This window comes from Streptomyces sp. S063 (assembly GCF_002832675.1).
In the GTDB taxonomy this organism is placed as follows: domain Bacteria; phylum Actinomycetota; class Actinomycetes; order Streptomycetales; family Streptomycetaceae; genus Streptomyces; species Streptomyces sindenensis.
Genome location: NZ_CP021707.1, coordinates 3169308 through 3183161 on the forward strand (window position 1 = coordinate 3169308; position 13854 = coordinate 3183161).

The following is a 13854-nucleotide window of genomic DNA, read 5'->3' on the forward strand; positions in this document are numbered from 1 at the left end:
CGGCGACCGTAGGCAAAGGAGCGCATACCTCAAGCGCCCCTTGGGTGCATTTAATCCTTACGGGTGAATGTATCCCTCGAAAGAGTTGTGAAAGCGGACAGAGGTCACGGATTCCGCCCGTAGTGCTCCGGAGTGCTTCCGCGCGCCCTGCGCGCGGCGGGGCGGTGCGCGCCGACCGCCGGTGCGGCGTTGTCGTACCCCACCTATACGGTGACGCCATGGCTGCCCGTACGAAATCCGCGAAGGACCGGCCGTCCTACCGCTGCACCGAATGCGGCTGGACGACCGCCAAATGGCTCGGCCGTTGCCCCGAGTGCCAGGCGTGGGGGACGGTCGAGGAGTTCGGCGGCGCCCCCGCCGTGCGCACGACGGCGGCGGGCCGGGTCTCCACCGCCGCCCTGCCGATCGGCCAGGTCGACAGCCGCACGGCCACGGCCCGCTCCACCGGTGTCGGCGAGCTGGACCGGGTGCTGGGTGGTGGGCTCGTGCCGGGCGCGGTCGTGCTGCTGGCCGGCGAGCCGGGGGTCGGCAAGTCGACGCTGCTGCTGGACGTGGCGGCCAAGGCGGCGAGCGACGACCACCGCACGCTCTATGTGACCGCCGAGGAGTCCGCGAGCCAGGTCCGGCTGCGGGCCGACCGGATCAAGGCGATCAACGACCACCTCTACCTCGCGGCGGAGACCGATCTGTCGGCGGTGCTCGCGCATCTGGACGAGGTCAAGCCGTCGCTGCTGGTCCTGGACTCGGTGCAGACGGTCGCCTCGCCCGAGATCGACGGCGCGCCCGGCGGGATGGCGCAGGTCCGGGAGGTCGCCGGGGCGCTGATCCGGGCCTCCAAGGAGCGTGGGATGGCCACGCTGCTGGTCGGCCATGTAACGAAGGACGGCGCGATCGCCGGACCCCGGCTGCTGGAGCACCTGGTGGACGTGGTGCTGTCCTTCGAGGGCGACCGGCATGCCCGGCTGCGGCTGGTGCGCGGCGTCAAGAACCGTTACGGGGCGACCGACGAGGTCGGCTGCTTCGAGCTGCACGACGAGGGCATCACCGGTCTCGCCGACCCGTCGGGCCTCTTCCTGACCCGCCGCGACGTGGCCGTGCCGGGCACCTGCCTGACGGTGACGCTGGAGGGCAAGCGGCCGCTGGTCGCCGAGGTCCAGGCGCTCACCGTCGACTCGCAGATCCCCTCGCCCCGGCGCACGACCTCCGGTCTGGAGACCTCCCGGGTCTCGATGATGCTCGCCGTGCTGGAGCAGCGGGGCCGGATCAGCGCGCTCGGCAAGCGGGACATCTACAGCGCGACGGTGGGCGGCGTGAAGCTCACTGAGCCCGCCGCCGACCTGGCGGTCGCGCTCGCGCTGGCCAGCGCGGCCAGCGACACCCCGCTCCCGAAGAACCTGGTCGCGATCGGCGAGGTGGGGCTCGCGGGCGAGGTCAGAAGGGTCACCGGGGTGCAGCGGAGGCTGGCCGAGGCACACCGTCTGGGCTTCACCCATGCCCTCGTACCGACCGATCCGGGGCGGGTTCCGGCCGGTATGAAGGTCACGGAAGTCGCCGACATGGGCGACGCTCTGCGGGTCCTCCCGCGCCGCTCTCGCCAGGAGGCACCACAGGAGGACAACGCGCGCCGGTAGACTTTGCCCTGGTCTCGCCCGCCCGTGGACACGGCATGGGGGACGCAAGGGCACCGCAAACCTGTGACCGGAGGAGTGCAGTGGCAGCCAACGACCGGGCGACGACGCCCGGAAAGTCCGGCCAAGGCACCGGTAACGAGGCGCTGATGCGCGCCTCGCTGAGCGCGGTCGCGCCCGGTATGGCCCTGCGGGACGGCCTGGAGCGCATTCTCCGCGGCAATACCGGTGGCCTGATCGTGCTGGGCATGGACCGGACCGTCGAGTCGATGTGCACCGGCGGATTCGTGCTGGACGTGGAGTTCACGGCGACGCGGCTGCGCGAGCTGTGCAAGCTCGACGGGGCGCTGATCCTCGACAAGGACATGACCAAGATCCTGCGGGCCGGCGTGCAGCTGGTCCCGGACGCGTCGATCCCCACGGAGGAGACGGGCACCCGGCACCGTACGGCGGACCGGGTCTCCAAGGCGTGCGGCTTCCCCGTCGTCTCGGTCTCCCAGTCGATGCGGCTGATCGCGCTGTACGTGGACGGGGAGCGGCGGGTCCTGGAGGAGTCCTCCGCGATCCTGTCCCGGGCCAATCAGGCGCTCGCCACGCTGGAGCGGTACAAGCTCCGCCTCGACGAGGTCGCGGGCACGCTGTCCGCGCTGGAGATCGAGGACCTGGTCACCGTCCGGGACGTGACGGCGGTGGCGCAGCGGCTGGAGATGGTGAGGCGGATCGCGACGGAGATCGCGGAGTACGTGGTCGAGCTCGGCACCGACGGACGGCTGCTCTCCCTCCAGCTGGACGAGCTGATCGCGGGTGTGGAGCCGGAGCGGGAGCTGGTCGTCCGGGACTATGTGCCCGAGCCGACGGCGAAGCGGTCGCGCACGGTGGCCGAGGCGCTGACCGAGCTGGACGCCCTGAGCCACACGGAGCTGCTGGAGCTGCCGGTGGTGGCGCGGGCGCTGGGCTACAGCGGCTCGCCGGAGACGCTGGACTCGGCGGTGTCCCCGCGGGGCTTCCGGCTGCTGGCGAAGGTGCCGCGGCTGCCGGGGGCGATCATCGAGCGGCTGGTGGAGCACTTCGGTGGGCTTCAGAAGCTCCTCGCCGCGAGCGTGGACGATCTCCAGACGGTGGACGGGGTCGGCGAGGCGCGGGCGCGGAGTGTCCGCGAGGGGCTGTCGCGGCTGGCGGAGTCATCGATCCTGGAACGCTACGTCTGAGGCCTGGCAGCGCCATTTCCCGCCTGTCCGGCGTCCGAGGGCTGAGCCCGGACTGCCTCCAGCCGTCCGGCGGTTGAGGACGGAACGCCGCTGCCCGGCGGGCGGTGGCTCTACGGGCCGGCCCGGATTTTGTGGCGCAGCGCCCGCCCACCTGGACGGTTCCGTCCTCAACCGCCGGACGGGGCTGGGGCTGGGGCCGTCGCCGGACGGGCTGGGGTACGGGCCGTCAGTCCTTCGCCAGGACGAACGACGCTCGCTGGACCGGTTCTCCCGGCGCCTTCGCCTCCAGGAGATATGTTCCCGGGCCCGCCTTCCCCGACGGCGGCGTCGCGCACCCGGGCGCGGACAGGGTGCGGTTCCAGTCCACCGTGTGGATCACCGTCGCCCCCGCCGGCACCTTCAGGAACAGCGGGCCCGCCGCCGCGGGGCAGTCCTTCGAGGACCAGATCGGGTCGTCGTCCTCGCCCCCCGCCTCCGTCACCGTGAGCACCGCGCTCTTCGGGCCGAAGTCGGCCTTGCACGTGGCCGAGGACGTGTTCTTCGCGATCAGCTCGAACTTCGGCTTGTCGTCGGGGCCGTAACTGACCTTCGTCCGCAGGCTCAACTGCACGGCCGAAGGCTTGCACTCGGGGAGCGGGGACCCGGCGGGGACCTGCTGGCCCGCACTGCCGCCGCCGCCCGAACCGGCCGTGTCCGCACCGGACGAATCGCCGGCACCCGTGCTCGTACCGTCTGTTGACGAACCGTCGGGCGAACCGCCGTCGGACGAACCGCCCGAGGACTCACCCGAGCCGTCGGAGCCGCCCGTACCGCCGGAGCCGTCCTCGTCGTCCGACTCGTCGCGGCCGCCCGGCTGTTGGCTGATCGCGGGACCGGAGCTGCCCGGGCCGGGGGTGATCGACTCGACCGGGTCGGAGCCGCCGGGCTTGGCGTCGTCCTTACCGCCTCCACCGCCGCCGGACGTCACCGCCCAGGCGATCAGCACGGCGAGCAGCGCAACCAGAAGTCCCGCTACCGCCCTTCGTCGCCAGTAGATGCTGGAGGGAAGCGGACCGACCGGATTACGCATAGATCCCACGGGCCGAACTCTACGAGAGATCCGGACCGAGTCCGGCCCCACCCGCCGCTCCGCTCACAAGTTTTGCCGATCATCATCACGGGAAGAGGGTCGCGACCCGGTCACAGGGGACAGAACGGGTGGCGTTGTCACCCCCTGGGCCCGCCGCGCGGGCCGACACCCCCGCGTCCGTGACGCCCGCCCCGTCTTCCGTGCCAGGATCGTCAGTGCCATGACTGCCATGACTTCCCCTTCACCCCAGACGCCCCCCGCCGCCTCCCTCCACACCCCCGTCATCGGGTGGTTCGAGCAGCATGCCCGCGATCTGCCCTGGCGCCGCCCCGAGGCGGGCGCCTGGGGCGTGATGGTCAGCGAGTTCATGCTGCAGCAGACCCCGGTGAGCCGGGTCCTCCCGGTGTACGAACAGTGGCTCGCCCGCTGGCCCCGCCCCGCCGACCTGGCCGCCGAGGCGCCCGGCGAGGCGGTCCGCGCCTGGGGCCGGCTCGGCTACCCGCGCCGCGCGCTGCGGCTGCACGGGGCCGCGCAGGCGATAACGGAACGGCACGGCGGTGACGTACCGAGCGAGCATGCCCAGCTGCTGGCGCTGCCCGGGATCGGCGAGTACACGGCGGCGGCCGTGGCCTCGTTCGCGTACGGACAGCGGCACGCGGTGCTCGACACGAACGTCCGCCGGGTGTTCGCCCGCGCCGCGACCGGGGTCCAGTACCCGCCGAACGCGACGACGGCCGCCGAGCGCAAGCTCGCCCGGGCGCTGCTCCCGGACGAGGACGAGCGGGCGGCGAAGTGGGCGGCGGCCACGATGGAGCTGGGCGCCCTCGTGTGCACCGCGCGCAACGAGGACTGCGACCGGTGCCCGATCGCCTCGCGGTGTGCCTGGCGGCTGGCCGGGAAGCCCGCGCACGAGGGTCCGCCGCGCAAGGGCCAGACGTACGCCGGTACCGACCGCCAGGTGCGCGGACGGCTGCTGGCGGTGTTGCGGGACGCGGTGAGCCCCGTACCGCAGGCCGCCCTGGACGCGGTGTGGGAGGAGCCGGTGCAGCGGGCCAGAGCGCTGGACGGGCTGGTCGCCGACGGTCTGGTCGAGCCGCTGGCCGACGGGCGGTACCGGCTGCCGCTGACCTGATCCCGCCGGGCACGCCCTGGCTCCCGGGGCCTCGGCCCCGCGCTGTTACACAACCGATGGGCAGCCGTGCACCGGCCTACGGCTGCTCCGCACATCGCCGTGACAACGCCTCCGTAGCGTCTGCGACAGCAGTGACCACGGGGATTCATCGGGGACGGAGGCGGTTGTCATGGCGCAGGGCGAGGTGCTCGCGTTCGAGGACTACGTACGCACACGGCAGGACGCGCTGCTGCGCAGTGCGCGTCGGCTGGTCCCCGACCCCGTCGATGCCCAGGACCTGCTGCAGACCGCCCTGGTGCGTACGTACGGCCGCTGGGACGGCATCGCCGACAAGTCCCTGGCCGACGCCTATCTGCGCCGCGTCATGATCAACACCCGCACGGAGTGGTGGCGGGCGCGCAAGCTCGAAGAGGTCCCGACCGAGCAGCTGCCCGACGCGAGCGTAGACGACGGCAGTGAGCAGCGTGCCGACCGCGCCCTGCTGATGGACATCCTCGGGATTCTGGCTCCGAAGCAGCGCAGCGTCGTCGTGCTGCGACACTGGGAGCAGATGAGCACGGAGGAGACGGCCGCTGCGCTCGGCATGTCGGCCGGTACGGTCAAGAGCACGCTGCACCGGGCCCTGGCGCGACTGCGTCAGGAGCTGGAGAGCCGCGAGCTGGACAGTCGCGAGGCGGTCGCCCGGGAGCACCGGGGTCCGAGGGGCGCGGCGCCGGCCGCCTCCGCCCGTGTCCCCGCCCAGCGGTCGCCGCTGACGTCGGTGCCGGGGGCGAAGGCACACACACCGGCGCAGCGGAACGGGCGTCACGACGAGCGGGGGATGGAGCGGTGCGCGGCCTGAGTGGCAGCAGCGGTGGGGGCGGCGGCCTCGGGGACGGCGACGGACCGGGGAGTCCGGTCCGGAGGCCGCGCTTCCGGGGCGGCATGGCGGCGAGTGGCACGGTCTTGGCCGGACTCGTCGCCTTCGGGCTGTTCGGCGTCGGCTGCTCCTCGGGCGGCACCGGCACCCGGGACGAGGGTCCCGCCGGCAGTCAGCCGGTCGCCCAGATCACCCAGCAGCCCAGCCCGTCCGGCACGACCCCGGCCGTGCGGCGGGTCGACGCCGTACGGCTCCTCAAGAGCGATCCCAAGGTGGGCGAGCGGGTCCGGGAGGGGCTGAAGCCCTGCGCGGGCAAGGCCTATCCGATCGACACCTCGTACGGCTCGATGACCGGCGGCCGCACCGCCGACGTGGTGGTCAACGTGATGAGCTGCGCCGACTCGGTGAGCGTCGGGACATATGTGTACCGGGCGGACGACGACGGCTCCTACAAGAACGTCTTCGCCGCCGAGGTCCCCGCCGTGTACGGAACGATCGACCGGGGGATCTGGTGGTGACGACCCAGGTCTACGGTTCGAAGGATCCGCTGGCGTCCCCGTCCGGCTCGGAAGTGGTCACCTACCGTTGGGCGAGCGACCGCTTCACCGAGCACGACCGGGTGCACAACGACTTCAGCCGGGCCGTCGAGGGCACGGACGGCGACCTGCCCGTGCAGTCGGAACCGGTGGAGCCGGAGCCGGCGGACGAACCGGCGCAGCCGGGCAGAAACTGACACCGGGCGGGAACGGAAAGCGAGAAGCAGCCCCATGGCCGAGACCCACGTCCTCTTCGTCGAGGACGACGACGTGATCCGCGAGGCCACCCAGCTCGCCCTGGAGCGGGTCGGTTTCACGGTCACCGCGATGCCCGACGGGCTCTCCGGTCTGGAGGCGTTCCGCGCCGACCGGCCGGACATCGCCCTGCTCGACGTGATGGTGCCGGGTCTGGACGGGGTGAGCCTGTGCCGCCGCATCCGGGATGAGTCGACCGTACCGGTGATCATGCTCTCCGCACGGGCCGACTCGATCGACGTGGTGCTCGGCCTGGAGGCCGGAGCCGACGACTACGTCACGAAGCCCTTCGACGGGGCGGTCCTGGTCGCCCGCATCCGGGCGGTGCTGCGCCGCTTCGGCCACGCGGCCGGACCGGACGGCGCGGGGTCGGGCGGTACGGAGGCGGCGGACGAGGCGCTCGGCGGGGTGCTGGTCTTCGGCGATCTGGAGGTCGACACGGACGGCATGGAGGTGCGGCGCTCCGGTGAGCAGGTGGCGCTGACGCCCACCGAGATGCGGCTGCTGCTGGAGTTCTCGTCCGCGCCGGGCACGGTCCTCTCCCGCGACCGGCTGCTGGAACGGGTCTGGGACTACGGCTGGGGCGGGGACACCCGGGTCGTCGACGTCCATGTGCAGCGGCTGCGCACCAAGATCGGCCAGGACCGGATCGACACGGTCCGCGGCTTCGGCTACAAGCTGCGCGGATGAGACGGCCACAGGTGCGGCCGACAGGGCCACAGGTGCGGTCGAGGGGGCCACAGATGGAGCGGCCGGTGGTGGGCCCATGAAGCGGTTGGCTCTGCGGACCGGTGTCCGCTGGAAGATCAGCATCGCCATCGCGGCGGTCGGCGCGCTCATCGCGGTGGCCCTGAGCCTCGTCGTGCACAACGCGGCCCGCGTCTCGATGATCGAGAACGCCCGCGAGGTGCAGTTGGAGCGGCTGCTGGGCGCGCAGCGGTTCTACGAGGCGACGAACATGCAGAAGGGCGGCCCGAAGTTCGGGGCGAAGCTCAACGACCCGACGATCCCGCAGAGCCTGCGCGACGAGGTGCGCAAGAACCGCCGGGCCACTCATGTCGAGCAGGGGGCCGACGGGGTCCCCGAGGTCTGGGCGGCGGTGCCCCTGCCGGGCGGGAACGTCCTGTCGCTGCACACCCGGTTCGCGGACCGCTCCGCCACGATCATGGACGATCTGGACCGGGCCCTGATCATCGGCTCGGTCTCGGTGGTCTTCGGCGGCTGCGCGCTCGGGGTGCTCATCGGCGGCCAGCTCTCGCGCCGGCTGCGCAAGGCGGCGGCCGCGGCGGGCCGGGTCGCCCAGGGGCAGACGGACGTACGGGTCAGGGAGGCCGTCGGCGGGGTCGTCCGCGACGAGACGGACGAGCTGGCACGGGCGGTCGACGCGCTGACCGACGCCCTGAACGAGCGGATCGAGGCGGAGCGCCGGGTCACCGCGGACATCGCCCATGAGCTGCGTACCCCGGTGACCGGGCTGCTCACGGCGGCCGAGCTGCTGCCTCCGGGCCGCCCCACCGAGCTGGTACGGGACCGGGCCCAGGCAATGCGGACGCTGGTCGAGGACGTCCTGGAGGTGGCCCGCCTGGACAGTGCCTCGGAGCGGGCGGAACTCCAGGAGCTGCCGCTCGGGGAGTTCGTCAGCCGACGGATCGGGCTGCTGAACCCCGATGTGACCGTGCGGGTGATCCATGAGTCGTGGGTCTCCACCGATCCGCGCCGGCTGGAGCGCATCCTCGGCAATCTCCTGGGGAACGCCGCCAAGCACGGCTCGACCCCGGTGGAGGTCTCGGTCGAGGGCCGGGTGGTCCGGGTCCGCGACCACGGTCCGGGGTTCCCGGAGGAGCTGCTGCGGGACGGGCCGAGCCGGTTCCGTACCGGAAGCGTGGACCGGGCCGGGCACGGGCACGGGCTGGGGCTGACGATCGCGGCGGGCCAGGCGAGGGTGCTCGGGGCCCGGCTGACCTTCCGGAACGCGGCGCCCTCGGGTGCGGCGGAGGGTACGGGCGGGGCGATCGCGGTGCTGTGGCTGCCGGAGCACGCGCCGACGGTGACGGGGAGCTTCCCGGTGCTGCGGGTGGCGGACCAGCGGCAGCCGTCGGACTGAACGGCACCCCACGAACTGGGCGGCACCTCGGACTGAACGGCACCACGCGGTCTGAGCGGCAGCCCTCGGACTGAGCCGTACCGCGTGGTCCTGGAGAGAAACGCCGACGGCGACCCCGAGGAGTGAGCCGTGAGGCTGTCCTCGACGTCGCCGTCGGTGGGTGACCCGGGCGCACGCCCCGGGTACCGGGGTGTAACGGGTCCACTGAACGCTCTTCGGTTGTGCTGCGCGGCCGCCGGGTGCCGTGCGGCGCTGGGCGCCCGGTCTCCGGCTGCGGGCCGCGCGGTTACGCCGGCCGGATCAGATGGAGACGTGCACCGAGCGGAGGAACGCGGCCGGGTTCAGCGCCGAGCCGTAGTTCGGGGTGGTGCGGATCTCGAAGTGCAGGTGCGGGCCGCTGGAGTTTCCGGTGTTGCCGGACAGGGCGATCTTCTGGCCCGTCTTGACCTGCTGGCCGATCTTCACGTTGACCTTCGACAGGTGCGCGTACTGCGAGTACTTGCCGTTGGAGTGCTTGATCACGACGGCGTTGCCGTACGCGGGGCCGTCACCGGCGCCGTTCGGGCCGGCCTTCACGACGGTGCCGGTGTGGACGGCCGAGACCGGGGTGCCGATCGGCACGGCGAAGTCCTGGCCGGAGTGCTTGGCGGCCCAGCGGGCGCCGCCGGTGCCGTAGCTGGCGGTCAGCTTGTACTTCTTGACCGGGGCCTTCCAGGAGGCGGCGTTCTTCTTCGCGGCCTTCTTCGCGGCCGTCTTCTTCGCCGCGTCCGCGGCCTTGGCCTGCGAGGCCGCCTGCTGGGCGACCGACTCGGCGGTCGTGCTCGCGGCAAGGGGGGCAGCGGCGGCGGAGCCGCTGGAGGCGAACGCCGTTCCGGCACCCAGCACCACGGTCGCCCCCAGGCCGGCGGCCAGGACGGCGCCACGGACGCGGAAGGCGGACGGGCGGATGGTGTGCTGGTTCGTTGCGCGCTTCATACGAGGAAGTCCTCCGAAGGTGAGTGGACCCGGCGTGCTGTCCGGGCTTGCTCAACCTTGGTAACCCGCGCCCCGGCCGATGCTCAAACACCCCATCTACGAAGAAAAGCCGTAGAGAGGGCAGGGGGAATTGACCGAGGTTGTCCCCCCATGAGGGGCGGGCGGAGGCCACGAAATCCTTCGCGCGAAAGACGTTTAACGCCTGTTCCGTGGGCTCTTTTCCGGACATGGCACCGCGAAACGGCTGTATCGCCCAGAACCTCAGAAGGGCCCGGCGACGCCGGGCCGAAGGTCCCGCGGCCGATCACGGCCCTCTCTCCTAGCGCGAGTAGTAGGCCTGTTTCGGGCTGTGCGCCTTGTCACCGCCGGTGGGACCTAAGTCCTTCCGATTCGGGACCTTCGGCCCGCTGGTTCACTACGCTGACGGGAAAGCGGCACCGCACCCCCGGGGGACCCCCATGACGGCCGAGAACACCCACGCGCTGGACGGCATCGAGCTCGCGGACGCCGTGGCGTCCATCCGTAACCAGCTCATCGACGCGGCGACCCGGGGCACCGACCACCCCGTGTCCTTCGCGGTCGGCGACATCCAGATGGAGTTCACCCTCGAACTGCGCCGGGAGGCGAAGGCGGGCGGCAAGGTGAAGGCCTGGGTGGTGGAGGCGGGCGCGGACGCGTCCCGGGCCACGGGGCGCACGCACAAGGTCGCCTTCACCCTGACCCCGCGCAACGCGAGGACGGGCGAGGCGTGGGAGATCGGTACCGAGGACGACGGGTCGACGGCGGGGTTCGGTGACGGGGCCTCCCGTACATGAGCCCGGCCGTCGTCCATCCCGCCGACCGCACGGTCGTCGTCTCCGCGATCCAGCAGGGCAGCGGCGTCCTGATCGCCGACCGGCTCGTCCTGACCTGCGCCCATGTGGTCAAGTCCGGGTCCGTCCTCGTCGCCCACCCCGCGCTCGCGGACCGGATACGGGCCACCGTCGCCTGGATCGACTACCAGTTGGACGTGGCCCTGCTGGAGACGGTCGAGCCGGTGCGCCCGGTCCTGCCCGTGCGGCTCGGCGTGATCGACAGCAGCCAGGCGATACCCGGCTGCGAGATCACCGGCTTCCCCCGCGTCCAGCGGTACGGCCCCGACCGGCGGCTGGAGGCGGACCAGTACACGGCGACGGTCCTGCCCGGGGCGGGCCGGGTCCGCGGCCTCTTGGTCTGTGAGCTGGACGGCCCGCCCGCCGCCCGCCCGGACGACGAGCCGGCGGCGCTCTCCGGGCTCTCAGGCGGTCCCGTCTTCATGGGGGACGTCCTGCTGGGCGTGGCCCGCCAGGTGCCCCGGCAGCGCGACGGCCACCGGGTCGAGTGCGTGCCGCTGGGGCCGGTCCTCGCCGCGAAGCCCTTCCGGCTCGTCTGTGAGCGGACCGGGGTCGGCCTGCGCCAGGAACGCGTCCACGGCAGCTTCCCGCGCGACCTGCGGTACGAGGCGGAGTACGCGCAGGCGCTCGGTGTCGCCTACCGCCGTACGAAGATCTTCGGCCTGGACGAGCTGAGCCGCCACGACCGGGAATGGGACCTGGACACCGCCTACCTCAGCCTGGAAGCCCAGGCCCAGGCCCAGGCCCAGGACCGGGCCGCGCCGGGCCCGCCCCTCCCCCGGCGCATCGACGACCTCCTCGCCGACCGCCCCCGGGTGCTGCTCCGCGGCGACGCGGGCGCGGGCAAGACGACGCTGCTGTGGTGGCTCGCCGCGCACGCCTCTGCCCGCACCCTGGGCGACGCCCTGGCCCCGCTGAACGGCCTGGTCCCCTTCGTGGTGCCCCTGCGCACCCTGAGGGCCCGCGGGGGTACGTTCCCGGGCCCGGCCGAGCTGTCGGGTGCGGCGGGGCTGGTGGTCGATACGGCCCCGGAGGGCTGGGCGGGCCGGGTCCTGGAGTCGGGCCGGGCACTCCTGCTGGTGGACGGGCTGGACGAGGTGCCGCCGGAGGAGCGCGAGCAGGCGCACACCTGGCTCTCGCAGCTGCTGGCCCGCTACCCGGAGACCCGGTGCGTGGTGACCGTACGGCCGCTCGCCGTCGAAGCGGACTGGCTGCGCTCCGAGGACTTCGCGGAGTTGCGCCTGCTGCCGATGCGGAACGAGGACATCCAGGCGTTCGTGGGCTCCTGGCACCGGGCGGCCCGGCTGTCCGAGCAGGACGACCACGACCGGCTGGACGAACTGGAACGCGATCTCTCCCGCCAGTTCGACCAGAACCCCACCCTCCGTGACCTGGCGCGTACGCCGCTGCTCTGCGCGGTGATCTGCGCCCTGCACCGCCTGCGCGACGGCCTCCTCCCGGAGACCCGCTGGAAGCTCTACCGCTCGGCCCTGGAGATGCTCCTCGGCCACCGCGACGACCGCCGCCGGCTCGGGCAGCCCGAGGGCGTCGGTCTGGAGGTCGAGGAGCACACGCAGCTCCTCCAGCGGATCGCGGTGTGGCTGGTCCGTGAGGGCCAGTCGGAGTTCACCCGGCCCCAGGCCCTGCGCCAGCTGCGGCGCGCCCTGGCCGGGATGGAGCGGGTCAGCGTCCAGGGCCCGCCGGAGAAGATCCTCACGCACCTGCTCAACCGCAGCGGGCTGCTCCAGGAGCACGGGGACGACACCTACCAGTTCATCCACCGGACCTTCCAGGACTATCTGGCCGCGAAGGAACTCGTCGAGGACGAGCACCTGGGCGAGCTGCTGCGCCACGCGGGCGAGGAGTCCTGGCAGGACGTGATCCTGCTGGCGGCGGGACACTGCGGACGGCGTGAACTGGCCGCGCTGGTGACAGGGCTGCTGGACGCGGGCCAGCAGCACGGAGCGGGGACGATCGGGCGCACCGATCTCCATGTCCTCGCCGCTCTGTGCGCCCAGCACGCGACCTGGCTGGACGGGACGGTACGGGACCGGGTCCGGCGGAGCACGGCGTCACTGTTCCCGCCGGCCGACGAGGCCCACGTACGCTCGCTGACCCGGCTGGGACCGGCCGCGCTGGAGTTCCTGCCGGAGCCTCAGGAGGTGCCCGGCGAGAGTCCTGGCGCCAAGCACGCGGCCCGGCTGATCGTACGGATCGGAGGGGCCTCAGCCGTCCCCCACGCTCGCACGTGGATACGGGCGTATCCGCACCTCAGCCACACCTTCGTGAACGCGTGGGACCGCTTTCCACCCGACGAGTACGCCACCGAAGTGCTGGTCCACGGCAACCTCCAAAGCTCCGTTCTCATGGCCAGCGACCTCGGGCAGCTGAGGGCACTGCGGCACCTGCCGCCGCTGTACGCCCTGTCGCTGTACGGGGATCTTCCCGACGCGGAGATCAGCGCGGCCATGGAAGAACAACGGGTCCGGATGCTCGCTATCGGCCCGAACGCGCTCCTCTCCGGGGTCTCCTGGCTCAGTCCCCTCAAAGCCGGCTTGCGGATGCTGATCATCACGCAGTGCCCCGAGGTCCGGGATCTGGCACCGCTCACCGAGCTCGACGAGCTCGCAGCCCTGACCCTGGACGTGCGGACGATGCAGCCCCGGGACCTGGCTCCGCTGACCGGACTTCGCCGCCTGGAGCGCCTCAGCCTGGACCGGCTCGCGGTCGACCGGCTGAGCGAGATCGCCGCCCACCCCGGCGTCACCAGACTGATCGTGGCGAACCGCCGCCCGTTCGTGCTGGACGGACTCGGCGCCTGGACATCGCTCGAGGAGCTGAGCATCTCCGAGCCCGCAGGGTTCGACGACGCCCTTACCGCCCTGCGGGAACACTCCCGGATCACCCGTCTCCACCTCACCTCGTTCCCTTGGGCGCACCAGCCGGACCCGAAGCACTGCGCCCCCGCCATCGAGCAGCTGACCGTGCAGGCCCCCCACCACGGCAGGGACATGGGCATGCTGCGCAAGCTCTTCCCAGGAGTCACCAACCTCATCGTGGAAGCCTCGGAACGGCGCGTCCTGGACCTCACGTCCCTGCACTCCTGGCCGGACCTCCGGGTGGAGGTGACCGGGCTGGGGAAATCCCGCCTCATCGGGGCGGCGGAACTGGGCGATCGGCTCACGGTCGATCCCTACTGACCCGGAACACGAAAAG

General features: G+C 72.3%; 10 protein-coding genes and 1 pseudogene. 9 read left to right on the forward strand and 2 right to left on the reverse strand.

Annotation, left to right across the window (positions count from 1 at the left end; genetic code table 11):
• Window positions 1–218: 218 nt before the first annotated feature.
• Entirely contained in the window at window positions 219–1631 is a 1413-nt protein-coding gene (gene radA, locus CCZ36_RS14355) for a DNA repair protein RadA (protein WP_069740378.1), read from the forward strand.
• Between the two features lie 80 nt (window positions 1632–1711).
• Window positions 1712–2836: a DNA integrity scanning diadenylate cyclase DisA gene (disA, locus tag CCZ36_RS14360; RefSeq protein WP_069740377.1), complete on the forward strand. Its 1125-nt coding sequence runs from the start codon at window positions 1712–1714 to the stop codon at window positions 2834–2836.
• A gap of 226 nt (window positions 2837–3062) precedes the next feature.
• Here the strand turns inward: disA and CCZ36_RS14365 are convergent, their stop codons facing one another.
• Window positions 3063–3821 (reverse strand): hypothetical protein, encoded by a 759-nt coding sequence (locus tag CCZ36_RS14365; RefSeq protein WP_128819495.1) that lies wholly within the window; start codon window positions 3819–3821, stop codon window positions 3063–3065.
• Between the two features lie 304 nt (window positions 3822–4125).
• Between CCZ36_RS14365 and CCZ36_RS14370 the strand changes: the two genes are divergently transcribed.
• From CCZ36_RS14370 to cseC, 5 genes and pseudogenes are all read left to right on the forward strand, one after another.
• Entirely contained in the window at window positions 4126–5037 is a 912-nt protein-coding gene (locus CCZ36_RS14370; protein WP_128817804.1) for an A/G-specific adenine glycosylase, read from the forward strand.
• 169 nt (window positions 5038–5206) lie between these two features.
• On the forward strand, window positions 5207–5878 hold the full coding sequence (locus CCZ36_RS14375; protein WP_069740374.1) for a SigE family RNA polymerase sigma factor: 672 nt from the start codon (window positions 5207–5209) through the stop codon (window positions 5876–5878).
• Window positions 5879–5961: 83 nt separating this feature from the next.
• Window positions 5962–6629, forward strand: a pseudogene (locus tag CCZ36_RS14380) (hypothetical protein).
• 34 nt (window positions 6630–6663) lie between these two features.
• Entirely contained in the window at window positions 6664–7377 is a 714-nt protein-coding gene (cseB, locus tag CCZ36_RS14385) for a two-component system response regulator CseB (protein WP_128817805.1), read from the forward strand.
• A gap of 76 nt (window positions 7378–7453) precedes the next feature.
• Window positions 7454–8791, forward strand: coding sequence for a two-component system sensor histidine kinase CseC (gene cseC, locus CCZ36_RS14390; RefSeq protein ID WP_069740371.1), 1338 nt, complete (start codon window positions 7454–7456; stop codon window positions 8789–8791).
• A 300-nt stretch (window positions 8792–9091) separates the two neighbouring features.
• Here the strand turns inward: cseC and CCZ36_RS14395 are convergent, their stop codons facing one another.
• Window positions 9092–9766, reverse strand: coding sequence for a M23 family metallopeptidase (locus CCZ36_RS14395; protein WP_128817806.1), 675 nt, complete (start codon window positions 9764–9766; stop codon window positions 9092–9094).
• Between the two features lie 458 nt (window positions 9767–10224).
• On the opposite strand from CCZ36_RS14395, the gene CCZ36_RS14400 reads away from it, so the two are divergent.
• Window positions 10225–10581: a trypco2 family protein gene (locus CCZ36_RS14400; RefSeq protein ID WP_069740369.1), complete on the forward strand. Its 357-nt coding sequence runs from the start codon at window positions 10225–10227 to the stop codon at window positions 10579–10581.
• Window positions 10578–13838 carry a serine protease gene (locus tag CCZ36_RS14405; RefSeq protein ID WP_128817807.1) on the forward strand — a complete coding sequence of 1087 codons (3261 nt, stop codon included), beginning with the start codon at window positions 10578–10580 and terminating at the stop codon, window positions 13836–13838. The genes CCZ36_RS14400 and CCZ36_RS14405 overlap by 4 nt, the downstream gene beginning before the upstream one ends.
• Window positions 13839–13854 lie beyond the last annotated feature (16 nt).

Excerpts from the sequence above, each read along its gene's own strand:
- radA (WP_069740378.1), top strand. The coding sequence starts at position 219 with ATGGCTGCCCGTACGAAATCCGCGAAGGACCGGCCGTCCTACCGCTGC.
- CCZ36_RS14370 (WP_128817804.1), top strand. The coding sequence starts at position 4,126 with ATGACTGCCATGACTTCCCCTTCACCCCAGACGCCCCCCGCCGCCTCC.
- CCZ36_RS14405 (WP_128817807.1), top strand. The coding sequence starts at position 10,578 with ATGAGCCCGGCCGTCGTCCATCCCGCCGACCGCACGGTCGTCGTCTCC.
- CCZ36_RS14375 (WP_069740374.1), top strand. The coding sequence starts at position 5,207 with ATGGCGCAGGGCGAGGTGCTCGCGTTCGAGGACTACGTACGCACACGG.
- CCZ36_RS14395 (WP_128817806.1), bottom strand. The coding sequence starts at position 9,766 with ATGAAGCGCGCAACGAACCAGCACACCATCCGCCCGTCCGCCTTCCGC.
- cseB (WP_128817805.1), top strand. The coding sequence starts at position 6,664 with ATGGCCGAGACCCACGTCCTCTTCGTCGAGGACGACGACGTGATCCGC.
- CCZ36_RS14400 (WP_069740369.1), top strand. The coding sequence starts at position 10,225 with ATGACGGCCGAGAACACCCACGCGCTGGACGGCATCGAGCTCGCGGAC.
- cseC (WP_069740371.1), top strand. The coding sequence starts at position 7,454 with ATGAAGCGGTTGGCTCTGCGGACCGGTGTCCGCTGGAAGATCAGCATC.